Here is a 20,666-nt window from a genome sequence, read left to right on the forward strand (position 1 = left end):
AAAGAGAGATGTTAGGGCATATTGATGTAATGATTATAGGGTTAGCCTTAATGGGTACACTGGTCATTGGAATTTATTACGGAAGAGGTATCAAGACTTTCCAGGATTATGCTGTAGGGAATAGGAAAATGGCTACCAGTGTGCTTGCTATTTCCGTTATAGCTACCATATATGGTGGTGGAACCCTGGGGGTTAGCCTGGATCAGAACTATCGACAAGGCTTTGAAATACTTGTTATGCAATCCATTTTAGTGGCTACCATCCTCTATCTTTTTTCCAGGCTTATCACGCCAAGAATGAAGGAATTCATGGGGCATTTTTCTATAGCAGAATCTATGGGAAGTTTATATGGATCAGCCGCTCGCATCATTACCGCCCTACTTGGTATTATCCTAGCTATCGCTTTTTTAACCACTCAAATCAAGATTGGTTTTGAAATAATGTCCATGCTGTTTCCTAAAATAATATCCTTTCAAACTTATTCAACTATATTTTTAACCTTATTGGTTATCGCTTATTCTACATTTGGAGGGGCGAGAGCGGTAGCCATAACCGATGTCTATCAATTTCTTCTTTTTGGACTCTGCTTCCCTCTGCTCATTTTCGTTCTGCTATTTTTTACTGAAGATTTAGCAGCGGGCTGGAAAAAACTTACTGCTCTACCACAGTTTAACCCAAACAAAATGTGCACAGGGCGTACCCTAACAACTTTATTATTGCATTTTATACCTAGGCTTTTAGTCTTGGCTATACCTGCCTACATACAACGGTTTTATATGGCTTCCTCTGTAGGGCAAGCCGCAAAAGTGCTTAACAAAATTGTCATAGCTCCCTGTGTGATAGCTTTACTTATGTTTGGTGTTGCAGCAGCTTTACATATACGTGGAGATAGCATTCCAACCAATCAAAACGTTTTCCACCATATACTTTCCCTTACCTATTTCCCTGGTATGTTAGGCATATTGGTAACGGCTATGATCGCATTGTTAATGTCTACTGCTGATTCTCATTTACATATTGCCTCTGTTTTATTTACCCATGACCTTTGGCCTTTTATAGCCGGTTTTACCAAGTCGCATAATTACTCGCTTAAAATTGTACGCATCGCCTCTATGGGTATAGGGATGATCAGTCTTCTGATGGTATGCCATACAACCAATATTTTGCAATTAATGTACAAAACGTACTACTTCTATTGGCCAACTGTATCGGTTCCCTTTATACTAGCTTGCTTGGGATTTAGGCCTAGATCCCTTGCTGTGTTACTAGTTATGGGTTTAAACATAATCATAGCAGCGTATTGTATTTTTTACCAAAAGCAATCTATAGCATATGATCAAATTATCGTTCCAATGATTGTAAGCGCAGGCAGCTTATTTGCCCTTCATTACCTGCTTCCCAAACGTCCCCATACCGGTTGGGTAGGTATCCCAGATAGCAGTGCCTGGGATTTACAAAACCAAATCACCAAACGCTGGTGGTTGACACGGATGCAACGATTTAAAATGTTTTGTACAAGGTCCTATCGTATAAGCGTTTTCCCTACCCAAGAACGTACCTTTGTAGCGGTAGGTTGCTATACTATTATTAATGCCATTATCGCGTTGTGCTTTATTCAAAGGCAGTATTTCCTTCCCTATGTATACCTCTATATGGCCATGATGGCCTTGGGAACCATCCTAGCGCTCTATCCAACCCTGCATGCCTATCAAAAAGGCGGAACACCGCTATTGCATGATCTATGGCCTATGCTATTGTTGTTCCTGCTCTTTATAGCCCCTATACAATTTGCTAAGTTAGGTCATTATAGCCCTATGGTTTGTGCATTAGGGGTTAGTAGCCTGGGCTTAGGTATCGTTTTACTTTCACTAGAAACAGGCAGTATCCTGTTAGCTGTAGCGTTAGGGATACATCAAGCTATACCGCCTTATACGACCTGTTTAGCTTTAGCTAGCTGGGGTCTTTCTATAGAACTTGTACTAGCTTCAATGCTTATAACGGCTGCCATAATAAGCCTTGGTATCTATAAATACCTACGAGACAAAGCAACCGCTAAACTTAACATTATCGAACTTACTAGAACCTATGAACAAAGGATTTCCTTAGAAGCCATCTATAGCCAAGCGCATTGGGCTAGATTGGATGCCACTGCTGGAGGCACCCTCTTACGAGAAATGGGCCATACCCTACAAGAAACTTTGTTGCCTATTGCAAGGAATGATCCGCATAAAGTAGAAAATGAGATAATACGCTTTAACAAGAAACTACAAAAATTCAGCGATTGTCTGGCATGGAGAGCCCAAGAAGAACGGAGCCTAAAACTTAATAAAAAAGCTATTCAACCCATCCCACTTGAATTAACTATCTTAAAAGTAAACCAGCAAATATTGGATTTAGGGGAACCGTTAGCGCTCTTATTGCGGAAACAAACACCCATACCTGAAATAGTAGTCGATCCCACGTTATTAGCATGTTTGTTGCTGCTTAACCTATGGGCAATCAGCAAGAGCCAACAAGCTACCGATCATATCGTAACCTTAACCCTTGCAGCTACTACCTTACAATACAGCCTAGCAACAGAGACTGCGGCTGATCTCCCTTCCTTAACCTTACCTGCACTGGCTTTCTGTTTTAGTACGGATACAAGCCTACCAAATTTAAAACCTAGCTATAGTATCGTAGGAATGAATGCAAATGTTACCCTACCTGCTAGTGAAGCGCAGTTTTATCAATTAGAAAGCAAACAAATCGTAGAGGCTCATGGAGGCTATGTAGAAATAATAGAAAGCCCAACAAAGGTAAGCTGCCTTTACGTATTCCCGCTGGATGGCCGTAAGGTTATGCGCTTTAAAACGTATGATCCTGTTGATCTGTTAGCTAATACCCTAGCTGAAACGGAGGAAAGCTTGGCGCAAGAGCAGGAGCTAATAGGTTTACTTACTACACAAACTACGCTTAGCGCAGAACGTATACAGCAAACCATTGCCTTTATTAAAAACGCTCATGGTTTAGTACGGCGTAAATCAGGTGCCCCCTACTATACCCATCCGATGGCAGTGGCCAAACTGCTGTTGGAGGCTACCCAGGATCCAGACACTATCCTGGCTGGTTTGTTGCATGATATCGTAGAGGATACGCCTGTTACGTTATCTCAGCTGGAGCTGATGTATGGCGCTGAGGTAGCTGCTGTGGTCGATCAGGTTACCCACTTCAATACCAATGGGTATCCTTGGGAATTAGATAAATTAGAAAATAAAAATATACTCCATCAATGTAGGGATATACGTGTGGTACAAGTAAAGCTGGCAGATCGATTGCATAATATGCGTACCTTATCTGCCCGTAAGCCATCCGACCAACAACGTATAGCTAAAGAAACCTTAGCTTTTTATATACCGTGGGGAACAAAGCACCACGTACCTCAGCAATGGCTAGCAGAAATGCAGCGCATTTGTGAAGAGGTCCTTGCTAGTTAGCTTATATAGTAAATGTGGTATTTCCTTTACACATAGGCACCATTTCTTCTGTATAAAAAGCCTACTTGTGCATTTTAATAATGCAAAGAACTGCTATAAGTACAGTTTTTTTCACAAAAAAAACAGATATTATGTAGGGTATAATAACTATTTTTCTGTAAAAAAAGCAAGAAATCATTATAAACATAGTTAGTAAGGTAAATTTATTATAGCGCAATAAAGTAAAAGAGAGATGCTAGGGCATATTGATGTAATGATTATAGGTTTAGCCTTAATAGGCACTTTGGTTATTGGAATTTACTACGGGAGAGATATCAAGACTTTCCAAGCGTATGCTGTAGGGAATAGAAAAATGTCTACCAGTGTAGTTGCTATTTCCCTGATAGCTACTATATATGGTGCTAGAATCCTGAATGAAGGCCTAGATGATTGCTATCGACAAGGCTTCGAAAGATTTATGAAATTATCCGTTTTAATAGCCGCTATCCTTTATTTGTTTTCCAGGCTTATCATGCCAAGAATGAAGGAATTCATGGGGCATCTTTCTATAGCAGAATCTATGGGAAGTTTATATGGGTCAGCCGCTCGCATCATTACCTCCCTACTTGGTATCGTTGTATCTATCGCTCTTTTAACAGTTCAGATCAAAGTTGGCCTTGAAATTATAACGCTTCTATTCCCTAAAATAGTACCCTTTCAAACCTATTCAACCATACTTTTAACCCTACTGATTATGGCGTATGCTACATTTGGAGGGGCGAGAGCGGTAGCCATAACCGATGTCTATCAATTTCTCCTTTTTGGGCTCTGCTTCCCTCTGCTCATTTTCGTGTTGCTATTTTCTACGGAAGATTTAGCAGCGGGCTGGCAAAAACTTACAGCTGTACCGCAGTTTAACCCAAACAAAATGTGCACAGGACATACCCTAACAACTTTATTATCTTACTTTATATATATGTCTGTACTTATGCTTGTACCTGCCTACCTACAACGGTTTTATATGGCTTCTTCTGTAGGGCAAGCCGCAAAAGTGCTTAACAAAATTGCCATAATTCCTTGTGTGATAGCTTTACTCATTTTCAGTGTTACAGCAGCTTTACATATGCATGGGGATAGTATTCCATCCAATCAGAATGTCTTCCACTATATCCTTTCCCTTTCCTATTTTCCTGGTATGCTAGGCCTATTGGTAACGGCTATAATAGCGTTGTTGATGTCTACCGCTGATTCCAACTTACATGTTGCCTCTGTTTTATTTACCCATGACCTATGGCCTTTTATAACTAGGGTTCCCAAGTCACGTAACGGCTCGCTCAAAATTGTACGTATCGTCTCTACTGGTATAGGGATGATCAGTCTTCTGTTGGTGTTCTATACAACCAGTATTTTTCAATTAATGTGCAAAGTGATCTACCTTTATGACCCCGCTGTTTCAGTTCCCTTTATACTAGCTTGCTTGGGCTTTAGGCCTAGATCTTTTGTTGTGGTAATAGTCATGGGTTTGAACATACTCATAGCAACGTATTTTATTTTTTACCAAAAGCAAGCTGTATCACATAATCACGTTATCCTTTCAATGGTTGTAAGCGCAGGCAGCTTGTTTGCCTTACATTATCTGCTTCCTAAACGTCCCCATACCGGCTGGATAGGTATACAAGACCGTAGTGCCTGGGATTTACAAAACCAAATCACCAAACGCTGGTGGTTGACACGGATGCAACGATTTAAAATGTTTTGTACAAGGTCCTATCGTATAAGCGTTTTCCCTACCCAAGAACGTACCTTTGTAGCGGTAGGTTGCTATACTATTATTAATGCCATTATCGCGTTGTGCTTTATTCAAAGGCAGTATTTCCTTCCCTATGTATACCTCTATATGGCCATGATGGCCTTGGGAACCATCCTAGCGCTCTATCCAACCCTGCATGCCTATCAAAAAGGCGGAACACCGCTATTGCATGATCTATGGCCTATGCTATTGTTGTTCCTGCTCTTTATAGCCCCTATACAATTTGCTAAGTTAGGTCATTATAGCCCTATGGTTTGTGCATTAGGGGTTAGTAACCTGGGCTTAGGCATCGTTTTACTTTCGCTAGAAACAAGTAGTATCCTGTTAGCTGTAGCGTTAGGGATACATCAAGCTATACCGCCTTATACGCCCTGTTTAGCTTTAGCTAGCTGGGGTCTTTCTATAGAACTTGTACTAGCTTCAATGCTTATAACGGCTGCCATAATAGGCTTTGGTATCTATAAATACCTACGAGACAAAGCAACCGCTAAACTTAACATTATCGAACTTACTAGAACCTATGAACAAAGGATTTCCTTAGAAGCCATCTATAGCCAAGCGCATTGGGCTAGATTGGATGCCACTGCTGGAGGTAACCTCTTACGAGAAATGGGCCATACCCTACAAGAAACTTTGTTGCCTATTGCAAGGAATGATCCGCATAAAGTAGAAAATGAGATAATACGCTTTAACAAGAAACTACAAAAATTCAGCGATTGTCTGGCATGGAGAGCCCAAGAAGAACGGAGCCTAAAACTTAATAAAAAAGCTATTCAACCCATCCCACTTGAATTAACTATCTTAAAAGTAAATCAACAAATATTGGACTTAGGGGAACCGTTAGCGTTGCTATTGCGTAAGCAAACAGACGTAGCTGAAATAGCAGTAGATCCCGCATTATTGGAATGCTTGCTCCTCCTCAACCTATGGGCAATCAGCAAGAGCCAACAAGCTACCGATCATATCGTAACCTTAACCCTTGCAGCTACTACCTTGCAGTATGGTTTGACAGCAGAAACCACGGCTGATCTCCCTTCCTTAACTTTACCTGCGCTGGCTTTCCGTTTTAGTACGGATACAAGTCTACCAAACCTAAAACCTAGCTATCGTATCACAGCAATGAACGCAAATAGTACCCTACCTGCTAGTGAAGCGCAATTTTATCAGCTAGAAAGCAAACAAATCGTAGAAGCCCACGGGGGCTATGTGGAAATAATAGAAAGTCCAACGCAGGTAAATTGCCTTTACGTATTCCCGCTGGATGGCCGTAAGGTTATGCGCTTTAAAACATATGATCCTGCTGATCTGGTAGCTAATAAAATAGCTGAAACAGCAGAAAGCTTGGCGCAAGAGCAGGAATTGATAGGGTTACTTACGGCACAGACTACGCTTAGGGAAGAGCTTATACAGCAAACCATTGCCTTTATTAAAAAGGCCCATGGTTTAGTACGGCGTAAATCAGGGTCCCCCTATTATACCCATCCCATGGCGGTGGCTAAACTGCTGTTGGAGGCTACCCAAGATCCAGACACCATCCTAGTGGGTTTGCTGCATGATATCGTAGAGGATACGCCTGTTACGCTATCTCAGCTGGAGCTGATGTATGGCAGTGAAGTAGCTGCTGTGGTCGATCAGGTTACCCACTTCAATACCAATGGGTATCCTTGGGAATTAGATAAATTAGAAAATAAAAATATACTCCATCAATGTAGGGATATACGTGTGGTACAAGTAAAGCTGGCAGATCGATTGCATAATATGCGTACCTTATCTGCCCGTAAGCCATCCGACCAACAACGTATAGCTAAAGAAACCTTAGCTTTTTATATACCGTGGGGAACAAAGCACCACGTACCTCAGCAATGGCTAGCAGAAATGCAGCGCATTTGTGAAGGGATTATTGCTAAGCAGCTTACATAGTAACTATAGCGTCTTTACACAGGCTTCCTTTCCTGCGCCAAAGCCTACCGGGCTAATAGCTATTACGCGTTGCTGTAGGCATAGATTTTTACACAATAATAATAGTTACTATTAGGTATAGTAATTTTTTTTCTGTAAATAAAAGCAAGTAATCATTATAAACATAGTAAAGTACATTTTTTACAACGCAATAAAGTAAAGGAGCAATGGTAAGTCATATTGATTTAATGATTATAGGGTTATCCTTAATAGGCACTTTGGTTATTGGAATTTACTACGGGAGAGATATCAAGACTTTCCAAGCGTATGCTGTAGGGAATAGAAAAATGTCTACCAGTGTAGTTGCTATTTCCCTGATAGCTACATGGTATGGCGGTGCAACTTTGCAGATTAGGTTGGATCAGAGCTATCGACAAGGCTTAAAGACGTATTACATCTTTTTTAGTTTTAGTTTGACTGCCATCATGTATCTTTTTTCTCGGTTTCTTACGCCAAGAATGAAGGAATTCATGGGGCATTTTTCTATAGCAGAATCTATGGGAAGCTTATATGGATCAGCCGCTCGCATCGTTACTGCCCTACTTGGTATCCTTTTGGCTATTGCTTATTTAACCACTCAGATTAAGGTTGGTTTTGAAATTATGTCCATTTTATTCCCTAAAGTAGTACAACTTCAAACCTATTCAACCATACTTTTAATCTTATTGGTTATGGCGTATGCTACATTTGGAGGGGCAAGAGCGGTAGCTGTAACCGATGTCTATCAATTTCTCCTTTTTGGGCTTTGCTTCCCTATGCTTCTTTTCGTTTTGCTATTTTCTACGGAAGATCTAGCAACGGGCTGGAAAAAACTTACTGCTCTACCGCAGTTTAACCTAAACAAGATGTGCACAGGGAATACCTTAACAAGTTTACTTCCTGGTTTTATATCTAGGCTTTTAATTCTGGTTATACCTGCCTATATTCAACGGTTTTACATGGCTGCTTCTGTAGAGCAAGCCACAAAAGTTTTTAGTAAAGTTGCTATCATACCCTGTGTGATAGCTTTGCTTATCTTCAGTGTTACAGCAGCTTTACATATACATGGAGATAACATTCCATCCAATCAGAATGTTCTCCACTATATCCTTTCCCTTGCCTATTTCCCTGGTATGTTAGGTATATTGGTAACAGCTATGCTTGCATTGTTGATGTCTACCGCTGATTCTCACTTACATATTGCCTCTGTTTTATTTACCCATGACCTATACCCCTTTATAGCCGGGTTTACCAAGTCACACAACCGATCGCTCAAAATTATACGTATCGCTTCTATTTGTATAGGTATGATCAGCCTCTTGATGGTATTCCATACAACCAATATTCTGCAATTAATGTACAAAACGTACTACTTTTATTGGCCAGCTGTATCGATTCCCTTTATAATAGCTTGTTTGGGATTTAGACCCAGATCTGTTGTTGTGCTAACAGCCATGGGATTGAGCATACTCATAGCAGGTATTATTATTTTTATCAAAAAACAATCTGTATCACATAATCACATTATCCTTTCAATGATTGTAAGCGCAGGTAGCTTGTTCCTTTTACACTATCTGTTTCCTAAACGTTCCCATACCGGTTGGGTAGGTATCCCAGATAGCAGTGCCTGGGATTTACAAAACCAAATCACCAAACGCTGGTGGTTGACACGGATGCAACGATTTAAAATGTTTTGTACAAGGTCCTATCGTATAAGCGTTTTCCCTACCCAAGAACGTACCTTTGTAGCGGTAGGTTGCTATACTATTATTAATGCCATTATCGCGTTGTGCTTTATTCAAAGGCAGTATTTCCTTCCCTATGTATACCTCTATATGGCTGTAATGGCTTTGGGAACGATCCTAGCGCTCTACCCAGCCCTGCATGCTTATCAAAAAGGCGGAACACCGCTATTGCATAATTTATGGCCTATGCTATTGTTTCTTCTGCTTTTTATTGCGCCCCTTCAATTTGCTAAACTAGGACACTATAGCCCTATGGTTTGTGCATTATGGGTTAGTAACCTGGGCTTAGGCATCGTTTTACTTTCGCTAGAAACAAGTAGTATCCTGTTAGCTGTAGCGTTAGGGATACATCAAGCTATACCGCCTTATACGACCTGTTTAGCTTTAGCTAGCTGGGGTCTTTCTATAGAACTTGTACTAGCTTCAATGCTTATAACGGCTGCCATAATAGGCCTTGGTATCTATAAATACCTACGAGACAAAGCAACCGCTAAACTTAACATTATCGAACTTACTAGAACCTATGAACAAAGGATTTCCTTAGAAGCCATCTATAGCCAAGCGCATTGGGCTAGATTGGATGCCACTGCTGGAGGTACCCTTTTACGAGAAATGGGCCATGCACTACAAGAAATCAGTGAAGTCCTCTATAAACAGAATCCAACTGGTTTACGGAACGAAATAGTATCCTTTAATAAAAAACTACAAAAGTTCAGCGATTGCTTAGCATGGAGAGCCCAAGAAGAACGTAGCCTAAAACTTAATAAAAAATCTATTCAGCCCACCCCGCTTGAATCAACTATTCTAATAGTAAATCAACAAATATTGGACTTAGGGGAACCGTTAGCGTTGCTATTGCGTAAGCAAACAGACGTAGCTGAAATAGCAGTAGATCCCGCATTATTGGAGTGCTTGCTCCTCCTCAACCTATGGGCAATCAGCAAGAGCCAACAAGCTACCGATCATATCGTAACCTTAACCCTTGCCGCTACTACCTTGCAATACGGCCTAGCAACAGAAACTGCGGCTGATCTCCCTTCCTTAACCTTACCTGCGCTGGCTTTCTATTTTAGTACGGGTACAAGCCTACCAAACCTGAAACCTAGCTATCGTATCACAGCAATGAACGCAAATACTGCCCTACCTGCTAGTGAAGCGCAGTTTTATCAACTAGAAAGCAACCAAATTGTAGAAGCCCACGGGGGCTATGTAGAAATAATAGAAAGCCCAACACAGGTAAATTGCCTTTACGTATTCCCGCTGGATGGCCGTAAGGTTATGCGCTTTAAAACGTATGATCCTGCTGATCTGGTAGCTAATAAAATAGCTGAAACAGCAGAAAGCTTGGCGCAAGAGCAGGAATTGATAGGGTTACTTACGGCACAGACTACGCTTAGGGAAGAGCTTATACAGCAAATCATTGCCTTTATTAAAAACGCCCATGGTTTAGTACGGCGTAAATCAGGGTCTCCCTACTATACCCATCTGATGGCAGTAGCCAAACTGCTGTTGGAAGCTACCCAGGATCCTGACACCATCCTAGCGGGTTTGTTGCATGATATCGTAGAGGATACACCTGTTACGCTACCTCAGCTGGAGCTGATGTATGGCAGTGAAGTAGCTACTATGGTCGATCAGGTTACCCACTACAATACCAATGGCTACCCTTGGAAATTAGATAAAGTAGCAAATAAACATATACTCCATCAATGTAGGGATATACGTGTGGTACAAGTAAAGCTAGCAGATCGATTGCATAATATGCGTACGTTATCTGCCCGTAAGCCATCCGATCAACAGCGTATAGCGCAGGAAACCTTAGCTTTTTATATCCCGTGGGGGAAAAACCATAAGGCGCCTCAGCAATGGTTAGCAGAAATGCAGCGCATTTGTGAAGGGATTATTACTAAGCAGCTTTAAAGTAAATACAGCGCTTCTTTATACAAGGATACCATTGTGTAGGGACAAACTAGCTAAAAAGAAAGAAAAATAGAATGAAAAGCTTAGAATTTAAACTATTGTACTGTACATACGGAATTAAAATTTATCAATCCAGTTGGTATAAAGTTAATCCTGTGTTTACTGATTTTGTTATACAACAATAGTATATTGCTCAGGTTGGCACAGCATGCCAGGCCTTGTTCCAGCTCTTTGATTGTATCTCAATAATATTAAACGTACAATGAAAAAATAACGGTAAAAACACAGCAAAAATTATACTAGCGACTCATCCACAATGGCATCAATTGTGTTTAAAATAAAGGTTTCGCATAGGGAATGTGTTGCTTATTGAGGGCTTACGCAAGGAAGAACTGTTTCATATAGGGTAAAGTGTGTTGCACGAAACTTTCTATATCCCTCCATATAGGCCATTTCTTTCGGGGTAGCAAGCTTCCCTGCTTGAATCTTTTTAGCCATTTCCTTTAACCCACAAGGAAGAACAGGAATTGACCTAAATTCATCTAAAGCATCTTGTAACTCTTTGCTTTTATAATCCAGTATAAAAAATGGATATTTAAAAATATACCCAGGGCATCTAGCATGTAGTAAATCTTCCATTAAGTAAAGTGGAATGGTAGGCTTGGGACAACAGCGATAGGCACTGCAAGCTGAACGAATTAAATCACTATATAGATTATATACTTGTACTGTATTATTATTCATATCTTGTTCCGTACTAGAAAGTCCAATTTGTCGCATAGCAAAAATAGCCCAATACTTTTCCACAGAGGATGGACACGCGTGGCTCTCTAATAAAGTAGCATTTCCTATATATAAATAGTAACAAGGGTGGTCTAAAATCATTAAAAAATAAGGAATATAACTAACATCGTAAGGTGTTTCTATATCATAGGATTGACATTCTTTTTCCATCTGTTGAAAAATAACCTTCAAGTCAAAAGGACCTCTGTGTGCTTCAAAAATGGTATGCTTTGGATGTTTTTGAGATGCTTTAATCAAATCACCAGATAGCATCTGAGTAATTGTGTTTCGTAAAGATGCATCTAATGCTTCTTCTTTACTGATTTGTTGTAATAAAGAACGAAAATGAGCGTCTCTATTAGCTTTTGAAACTATGTAATTATATATGGGATGCAGAAACTTCAACTGCAATACGGTTTCAAAAAGTGATTTAGAAAGTTTTTTATGTTTATATAAATCAAAGCATTCTTTTAAAAAGAAATAAAAATCATTGGTATACCTCATCGCATAAATAGCAATTTTTTTCTGTTTATCTGTTGGGAAACTTTCTGCTATATACGCTATTACAGCTCGTTGGTAATAAGATGGATGTTTGTATATCGCTAAAAAATCCTTAGAGCTGAATAATTCTTCAGGGTTCTGCCATGCGCCTACTTTCCATTCAATAGCTATAATTTTGTTAGAAAAAGTTACCCATGTGCCCCATTTACAACCGTTTTGAACAAGATCCGTAGGTTCTTTGTGATTTTCGTAACGAGGAAATGAAATAAAATAATGTGCACAATTTGGCCAAGAATTTTGTTGGGCATATACAATAAAACTTGAAGGATATAATGCCGCAAAGCAAAAACCTAAAAATAGCTTGAAGAAACAGGGGAACTTACTTACTACCATAAATAGAGAAGACATCAATTAGTAATGTCCGTTTAGCACTATACAATAATATCTGTTGCAAATTGGTCATACAATAACCTGTTCTTGCATACACTTATTGCTGCCATGTAATGGCATAACATTGCTTAAATCATAAGCCAAAGCCTCAATGGAGACAGTAATAGCTTGTTTGTCTATTTGATAAAACTTTGTGTAAAAAAAAATGTGCTGGCAATAAGTTCGAGGCCATTATAACAGAAAATTGTAAAGCTCTTATCATAAAAACGCAACTTTAATTCAGACATTTTTGTGCAATTTCCTTGCTGAAATATTATTATTTATGTTTTTCTGTAACCCTTGGATAAGCCCTTACCTACTTATTTGTAATAAATTCTTTCTATTGCAACGGTCTTAGCTCAGTAGGCTAAGCTTAATTATAATTATATGTTTTAAATATTAAACATGTATCTATTATAGTAAGGGAAGGCTTGACTAATTATATAATCACGTTCTTCTGTTTATTGTTTATGCTGTATTTAATCCAAAGTTAGACATACAAAAAGGACTGCATTCAAATTAATTTCCTTATTGTTTTACTTAATCACCTATATACCTTCTCACGGTAGCACCATTCAAACCATGAACACCTTGACTTACCTTGCTAATACCAGCAGCCACCACTTCTGTACTACTAACTGCAATTCCACAATGGCCAGAAGCATTTGTATAATTGATTTCTTTAGCAATAACATCACCTGCCTGCCATGTTTCTGAAGTACCCATGTATTGCCAATTCCTAATACAATCAGAGCTTGCCCACTTTTTAGCAGTATGAGGATGATAACCATTATGAGGAGCACCGCCTACAGCTTCATATATTACATCATAAACAAACAAATTACATTTTGGTTCACCTTCTTTAAACGTGAACTTACCATCTGTGGATTCTTTCTTTACACTTTGAGCCCAATCAATGGATTCTTTATAAGATTTAGCTTGATTTGCTATATCATCCTTTTTCCCCATATTATAGCGGTCTATATTACACCCTATTAGCGACAATGATAATATTAAGACTGCTAAATTTTTAGTTTTTGTTATCATGTATTTTAATTTTAAAGATATTGAATAATAAAACTAATTAGAATGATTAGGGTTAGGTTAGGTCTTAAGTTTAATTCAATAATATAACTTTTTATATCAAAAACAAATTTTATTGCTATCAATTAAATTATGTATAATCTCCCCTAAGCAAATCAGTATTTTTATGTTATTTGGTATTTATGTATTGATTCAGGCATCTATATCACTTTATCTTATACCATAAGCCTTGTCTCTTCCCTACATCTATTGATATATGCTTGTAATGTCCATGGTTACTATTATGGTTTCTTATCCTGTTTTCCACTCTTATAGATTACTATACCCATTCTATGGAAGTGGCCAAACTGCTGTTAGAGGCTACTCAAGATCCCGACACCATCCTAGCGGGTTTGTTGCATGATATCGTAGAGGATACGTCTGTTACGCTACCTCAGATAGAATTGATGTATGGCAATGAGGTAACTTCTATCGTAGATAAAATTACCCACTATAATACCAACGGCTATCCATGGAAATGGGATAATGCAGCAGCGCAAAACATACTTGATGCCTGTTCAGATATACTTGTTATTCAGGTTAAACTAGCAGATCGATTGCATAACATGCGTACCTTATTTGCTCGTAAGCCATCCGATCAACAGCGTATAGCGCAGGAAACCTTAGCTTTTTATATCCCGTGGGGAACAAAGCACCACGTACCTCAGCAATGGCTGACAGAAATGCAGCAAATATGTGAGAAAATTCTAAAATAAAGCGTCTATCTTTACAAGATCACTTGTACAGATCCCACTGATCATTTGAAAAGATTGTGTAAAGTTTTTAACTGCGTGTTGATGTTCATGTATAGTATTGCTATTGCGTAGATTAAACTTTTTAGCTTAGGTAGTTTAGATAGCCAGATTATATTACACGCTTTTAGGAAAAAATTAAACATTATGATGCTGAAGCTGCTGTACAAAAACGGCTCCTAGTTTGGAAGGATGATGCTGACCAAGTTGAATACTTATTGCTAGCTTTTAAGATTATTACTACATTATAGCTAATACATATGGTTAAAAACCAAGCAATATAAAAACAGCTATGATTCAAATAGATCTCCTAATTATAGGTTTGTTCTTACTCATCACGCTTATCATTGGCCTATATTATGACAGAGGCATTAAAACTTTCCAAGATTATGCTGTTGGGAATAAAAAGATGTCTACCATGGTTATCACACTATCTTTGATAGCTACTACGTATGGAGGGAGCATTCTAAGTTCAAGACCAGAAGGCTATTACCGTTCAGGCCTCCACGCATTAATCATGGATTTAGCTAGCCCCATTAACTTCTATATAGCTTCTAGGTTTATTCTATTAAGGATGAAAGAATTTGTAAACCATTTTTCTATAGCAGAGTCTATGGGTAGTATGTATGGAGCTGTTGTACGGGTTGTTACTGCTATATTTGGTATAATGATAACGGTATCTTTATTAACGGTTCAGGTTAAAGTTGGACAAATTGTTATTACCTCCTTACTACCCTCTACCATAGCATCAGATCATGCCACTATGGCATTGACAATGTTATCTTTATTGTTTATTGGTTATACTACCTTAGGAGGGAGCAGGTCAGTAGCAATAACAGATGTATATCAGTTTTTATTATTTGGTCTTTGCTTCCCTATGCTCATTCCACTATTTCTATATCATGCAGAAGATCTTGGATCAGGCTATCAAAAATTGATGCGACTTCCTACATTCAATCCTAATAGCGTCTTCTAATGGAATGATATGCTAAAAGGCACATTAACTTATGTTTTTTGCCGTACTATTTTCCCCTTTGACCCTGCACGTATACAACGTTTCTATATGGCTGCTTCAGTATATCAAGCAGCAAGCGTCTTTAACAAGGCTGCTATCATTCGCATACTACTTACCTTGTCTTTCGTAAGTCTTGCAATAGCTTTACATATAGGCCATCCTATTATTAACCCAGATTGCAACGTAATGAACTATATCATAGGACTTACCTATTTCCCTGGTATTCGTGGCCTCTTAATAACAATCATTATAGCACTGCTAATGTCTACTGCTGACTCTAATTTACATGCTGCTACAGTGCTCTTTTCTAATGACATATATGCTGTAATAAGGAAATCTAAGCCCTCCCTTGTAATCATACGCATAACCGCTGCTAGTATAGGCATCCTAAGTATCGTAGTAGCATTACATACTACACCTCAAGTAACACCATTTTTATATAAAATGGCTGGTATATATACTTCTGTTGTAGCAGTCCCTATAATAGCTTGCATAGGTTTTAGACCACGTCCTATTGTCCTACTATTAAATATGGCCCTGCATACCATTATAGCAAGCTATCGTATTTATGTAGGGTACACAGGGTCTCAACAACTCGTTTTTCAATCCATTATGCATAGTGCATTTACTTTAATAGCCATCCATTATGTATTTCCCAAACGGCCCTATACGGGCTGGACGGGTATTCCAGACGATAGCCCCTGGAAGCTTCAGAATCAAATGGTCAAACGTTGGCTATTAGCACAGTGACAAAAATGGAAATATTACTTTCATAAAGATTATTGGGAAAGTATTTTCCCTCGGAAAGAAAATACCTTTATATGGCTTGGGGTCTATTCCATTGTTAATACATTAATTGTATTGTGCGCCATAGAGCATCGTTATTTATGGCCCTATATTTATGGTTATATGGCTATTATGACACTAGGAACAATAATAGCGCTCTACCCAGCCCTGCATGCCTATCAAAAAGGCGGAACGCTGCTGCTGCATAATTTATGGCCTATGCTATTGTTTCTTCTGCTTTTTATAGCGCCCCTTCAATTTGCTAAGTTAGGACACTATAGCCCTATGGTTTGTGCGCTTCTTATAGCTAGCATAAGCCTATCTATTGTATTAGTATCCGTGGAATGCAGTAGTATGCTATTATTTTGTGCCTTACTAATCCATAAATTTTTACCTCCTTATGTAAATTTTGTTGATTTATTTTGGGGAAATCTTAAGCATGCTTCTGTGCTAGAACTTGTATTAGCTGTAATGCTAGTAACCGCTGCTGTAGTAGGTTTTGTCCAGTATAAATACCTACGAGATAAAGCCGTTTCTAAAAGTAAGGTCATGGACATTACCCGTGCCTATGAACAGCGCATTGCGCTAGAAGCCATTTATAGCCAAGCGCATTGGGCTAGATTGGATGCTACTGCTGGAGGTAATCTCTTACGGGAAATGGGCGATACCTTGCAAGAAATTTTGTGTCCTATTGCAAGGAATGATCCACATATAGTAGAAAATGAAATAATACGCTTTAACAAGAAACTACACAAATTCAGCGATTGTTTGGCATGGAGCGCCCAAGAAGAACGCAGCCTAAAACTCAATAAAAAATCTATTCAGCTTATTCCGTTTGAATCAACTATCTCAAAAGTAAATCAGCAAATATTGGATTTAGGGGAGCCGCTAGCGCTCTTTTTACGTAAACAAACACCCATAGCTGAAATAATAGTCGATCCCGCATTATTAGACTGTTTGCTGCTGCTCAACCTATGGGCAATCAGCAAGAGCCAACATGCTACCGATCATATCGTAACCTTAACCCTTGCCGCTACTACCTTACAATACGGCCTAGCAACAGAGACTGCGGCTGATCTCCCTTCCTTGACCTTACCTGCGTTGGCTTTCTGTTTTAGTACGGATACAAGCCTACCAAACCTAAAATCTAGCTATAGCGTGTCCCAAGTGGTAACTTTCACTGCCCTACCTGCTGGTGAAGCGCAATTTTATCAATTAGAAAGCAAACAAATCGTAGAAGCACATGGTGGCTATGTAGAAATAATAGAAAGCCCAACAAAGGTCAGCTGCCTTTACGTATTCCCGCTGGATGGCCGTAAGGTTATGCGCTTTAAAACATATGATCCTGCTCAAAAATAAGCTGCGCGATTTACAGATGTATAATTTATGGCAAGAGGATCGATTGGCTGCTTGTGTTGGATTGGAGAATCGTGTACCATTCTTAAATGATTTGGTATTAAAAGTAATTTTAGGTATACCACGATCACTACATGCTAAACTATTCTGGAATAAATACATTTTGCGTAATGCTTTTAAAAAAGAATTAGGTCATTCCGTAGCACATAGACCTAAGGTAGCTCTGTTTTATGGGCAAGGCCAGAATAATACCATTAAAATGATGCTACGTCTAATGTCTATGCATAATTTTGCACTCGTAGATCTTGCTTACCCTAATAGCCATGCCAATAGCTGGTTAAATAAGGCGCATCTGAAAAAAGCTATTCAACAGCTCATGATGCATCCGCCCTATAAAGGCTGGGAGAAGGTTTTACGATTGATTAATATTGGTATACTCGAGCAAATGCACTGTGGATTAAAAAGGAATTACAAAAAAATCAATTACCGTATGATGCATGGATAAATATGCCGCAATCCACATTTTATTACAATAGCTTTAGTATTAACAATAATATTGACTCATTTTATGATGCGTACTGTAACCATAGACAAATATTTTGAAAAGATTGCACAGCATATTGTATGTAATGCAACATTATCCAATCAGCATTTACATATAAAATTTCCAAAAGAAACTTTTGCATCAGAAATAGCAGATTTCAATTTATTCACTTCTTTACCAGAATTACTTAACTTATATAAAGGAGTAGTTATGGTTGTGGGGAAAGTCGCTATTGATGAAACCGAAGGATTAAGGGATAGGTTTTTTGTTCCTATGTACAGGGCCTTGGCGTATTATCAGCAAGGTGCTACGTTAGAGTTTGATTTCGTAGAAAGATTTTTTAATGGGTTACAAAAGTTTATAGTAAAGTTTCAAACATTTTTACAATTACCTACTGGAGTTTTAGGGAAAGCTATATGCTATGCTTCCCCAAATGCTAGCGGATTCCCTCTGCATTTTGACGCATATTATAATTTTATTTTTCAAATAATAGGCAAAAAAAAATGGATATTACAGTATAATACAAATGCTGATTTACCTTTACAACATTATGATTTTCACGAATATCCTTATCTTCCTACAGAATTAGAAATGTATTGGAAAAAAGATACAAAACTACCATTAGGTGATACAGATAATCTTATTATTGAAGAGCTAGAAGCAGGGTCCATGCTTTACCTTCCCAGAGGCTTATGGCACCAAACAGAAGCAAGCGATAGTTCTTTTTCATTAAACATTACTTTTAGCCTCCCTTCAGTTATAGACTTGCTCTTAGCTGCACTTAGAAAAAAAATGGTCCCCTATACAATAGCTAGAAACACTCCATTAAAAATCAATAAAGAAGATTATAAATGCTACGCAAATCTCTTGGAAGCTGCTCAAAATGATTTACAGTTGTCAGACCTGATAGCGCAACTAGGTGTTAAGCATGATGCTTATCAGCAAGGGAATAAAACGTTCCATGCTATGTTAGAATGCTTGCAAACAAAATTTAGTTAGGCAAATACATAGCTTATGTTACCCGCTGCTTTCCATATTTATGCACTTTTTAGGGGATTATCCCTGGGCCTTTATATACCTGTATCGCTTACTTTCTTAAATGACCACCACTGCCCATCTCTACATATTGGCCTATTAGGGACTTGTTTCGAATTAATTAAGTTTATAACAGCTATACCAATAGGAAGATGGGCAGATTGTTGTGGTCCTAGAGGGCCTTTAATGCTATCTGGTCTTATTGGTGGCTTATTATGGCTTCTTTTTTTCCTGGGTGACCATACCTTATATGTATACTACAGCTGTACTGCTTTACTTGGCATAGCTGAAGCATGTATGAGTGGAAGTTTGGAAAGCTGGATTACAAATTGTGTTACAAAATCAACGGTTACAGCTACCATATTGCGTAATACTTCTATTATGATGATCACTTCCATTATAGCGGGGTTTCTCAGTATACCGCTTTATCAGTATAGCCCATTATACTGCTGTTTACTGTTAAGTTTAGCTAATTTTGCGAAAGCTATTATACCGTTATTAAGCAGTTCTGTAGTGTGTATCAGTAAAAATTACACGCATGCATTAACTTTTTCAACAGCGCTTTTGGAAGGGGTTTGTATGGTATATCAAACAAGAAAACTAAGAGTGGTCATCTGCTCTATTTTTTTTGTAACCATGGCATGTGATATGGCATTGCGTTATTATGAATTATATCTACGGCAACGTGGCTTTGCAATGACCTATACAGGTTATGTAACAGGAAGTGCTGGGATTTTGGCGTTGCTTATGCTGTTATTGGTTACGCGTTATAAGCAAATATTGCGTTATCGTCCCTTTTGGATCATAGTAGGTATAGATATAATAGGAGCTATAATCTGTTACCTCTTAGCTTTTAGTACATTATCCACTGTTGTTTACATTAGCTTAACCATCCTGCTCGGTTTAGAAGACATCCGCTCCCCAATTGTTAAAGCTTTATTAGCAGAGACCATATATGATGCACAACATAAAGCATTGATTTTTTCTCTATTTGTATTGGTAGAATCTGCAGGAGAAATCTTAGCAGGCACACTCTTTGGTTACATTATAGCAGGTTATGGTTTACAAGTCGGATTTTCGATAAGTATATTGCTTTTTTTATTTTCGGCATGCATCTATGTAATAGATTATATGGTATACAGATTAAAAAACACTTTCTAATCCAAAAAGATAGAAGTCCTTCAACTCCTTCTGTTATATTACCTACTTTCTTTAATCTTTTCGTTGTTTTTATTTTGTTTCTAACCTAAAATAAGGAGCCTCTCTTTATGTTTTGATTGGGAGCTTCATAGCATCTAAAGTTGCCTTGGCTTGCGTAAAATTACCCAAACGCATAAAACTATTTGCCATTAATAAAAAGTCTGATCTACATTATTTATATAATAAGGGTATTTTTCTATAAGCGTAGATAAGCTATTTTAGGAATCGGGGATATGCTTGTAAATGTAAACGCCATATGCACCAATAGGTGCTTGTAATCTACTATTCCTTAACTTTTAACTTGCCAATATCGT

Annotated in this window: 12 protein-coding genes; 10 read left to right on the forward strand and 2 right to left on the reverse strand. The window is 38.4% G+C overall.

What is annotated here, in order from left to right; genetic code table 11:
- Window positions 1-8: 8 nt before the first annotated feature.
- The 3 genes from DK880_RS01285 to DK880_RS01295 all read left to right on the forward strand — a co-directional run bounded on the left by DK880_RS01285 (window position 9) and on the right by DK880_RS01295 (window position 10,868).
- Window positions 9-3,476: a sodium:solute symporter family protein gene (locus DK880_RS01285; RefSeq protein ID WP_109997039.1), complete on the forward strand. Its 3,468-nt coding sequence runs from the start codon at window positions 9-11 to the stop codon at window positions 3,474-3,476.
- Between the two features lie 232 nt (window positions 3,477-3,708).
- On the forward strand, window positions 3,709-7,185 hold the full coding sequence (locus DK880_RS01290; RefSeq protein ID WP_109997040.1) for a sodium:solute symporter family protein: 3,477 nt from the start codon (window positions 3,709-3,711) through the stop codon (window positions 7,183-7,185).
- A gap of 206 nt (window positions 7,186-7,391) precedes the next feature.
- On the forward strand, window positions 7,392-10,868 hold the full coding sequence (locus DK880_RS01295; protein ID WP_109997041.1) for a sodium:solute symporter family protein: 3,477 nt from the start codon (window positions 7,392-7,394) through the stop codon (window positions 10,866-10,868).
- Window positions 10,869-11,234: 366 nt separating this feature from the next.
- Here DK880_RS01295 and DK880_RS01300 read toward each other — a convergent pair whose 3' ends face one another.
- Both DK880_RS01300 and DK880_RS01305 read right to left on the reverse strand, forming a co-directional pair.
- Window positions 11,235-12,545, reverse strand: a complete 1,311-nt coding sequence (locus tag DK880_RS01300; protein WP_109997042.1) for a hypothetical protein — start codon at window positions 12,543-12,545, stop codon at window positions 11,235-11,237.
- A 576-nt stretch (window positions 12,546-13,121) separates the two neighbouring features.
- Entirely contained in the window at window positions 13,122-13,628 is a 507-nt protein-coding gene (locus DK880_RS01305; protein ID WP_162534089.1) for a hypothetical protein, read from the reverse strand.
- 308 nt (window positions 13,629-13,936) lie between these two features.
- Here DK880_RS01305 and DK880_RS01310 point away from each other — a divergent pair, with 308 nt between their 5' ends.
- The 7 genes from DK880_RS01310 to DK880_RS01340 all read left to right on the forward strand — a co-directional run bounded on the left by DK880_RS01310 (window position 13,937) and on the right by DK880_RS01340 (window position 20,313).
- The gene (locus DK880_RS01310; RefSeq protein ID WP_262494599.1) at window positions 13,937-14,380 is read left to right on the forward strand and encodes an HD domain-containing protein; all 444 of its coding nucleotides are present in this window, start codon (window positions 13,937-13,939) and stop codon (window positions 14,378-14,380) included.
- A gap of 328 nt (window positions 14,381-14,708) precedes the next feature.
- Entirely contained in the window at window positions 14,709-15,392 is a 684-nt protein-coding gene (locus DK880_RS01315; RefSeq protein WP_109997045.1) for an SLC5/6 family protein, read from the forward strand.
- A gap of 87 nt (window positions 15,393-15,479) precedes the next feature.
- Window positions 15,480-16,181: a sodium:solute symporter family transporter gene (locus tag DK880_RS01320; protein WP_204082278.1), complete on the forward strand. Its 702-nt coding sequence runs from the start codon at window positions 15,480-15,482 to the stop codon at window positions 16,179-16,181.
- Between the two features lie 111 nt (window positions 16,182-16,292).
- Window positions 16,293-17,576, forward strand: a complete 1,284-nt coding sequence (locus DK880_RS01325) for a hypothetical protein (RefSeq protein WP_204082279.1) — start codon at window positions 16,293-16,295, stop codon at window positions 17,574-17,576.
- 16 nt (window positions 17,577-17,592) lie between these two features.
- On the forward strand, window positions 17,593-18,078 hold the full coding sequence (locus DK880_RS01330) for an asparagine synthase-related protein (RefSeq protein ID WP_162534091.1): 486 nt from the start codon (window positions 17,593-17,595) through the stop codon (window positions 18,076-18,078).
- A gap of 63 nt (window positions 18,079-18,141) precedes the next feature.
- A complete protein-coding gene (locus DK880_RS01335; RefSeq protein WP_109997049.1) occupies window positions 18,142-19,116 on the forward strand; it encodes a JmjC domain-containing protein in 975 nt (324 codons plus the stop codon).
- Between the two features lie 15 nt (window positions 19,117-19,131).
- Window positions 19,132-20,313 carry an MFS transporter gene (locus tag DK880_RS01340; RefSeq protein WP_109997050.1) on the forward strand — a complete coding sequence of 394 codons (1,182 nt, stop codon included), beginning with the start codon at window positions 19,132-19,134 and terminating at the stop codon, window positions 20,311-20,313.
- Window positions 20,314-20,666 lie beyond the last annotated feature (353 nt).

Origin of the sequence: Candidatus Cardinium hertigii (genome assembly GCF_003176915.1) — a bacterium.
Lineage (GTDB): Bacteria > Bacteroidota > Bacteroidia > Cytophagales > Amoebophilaceae > Cardinium > Cardinium hertigii_A.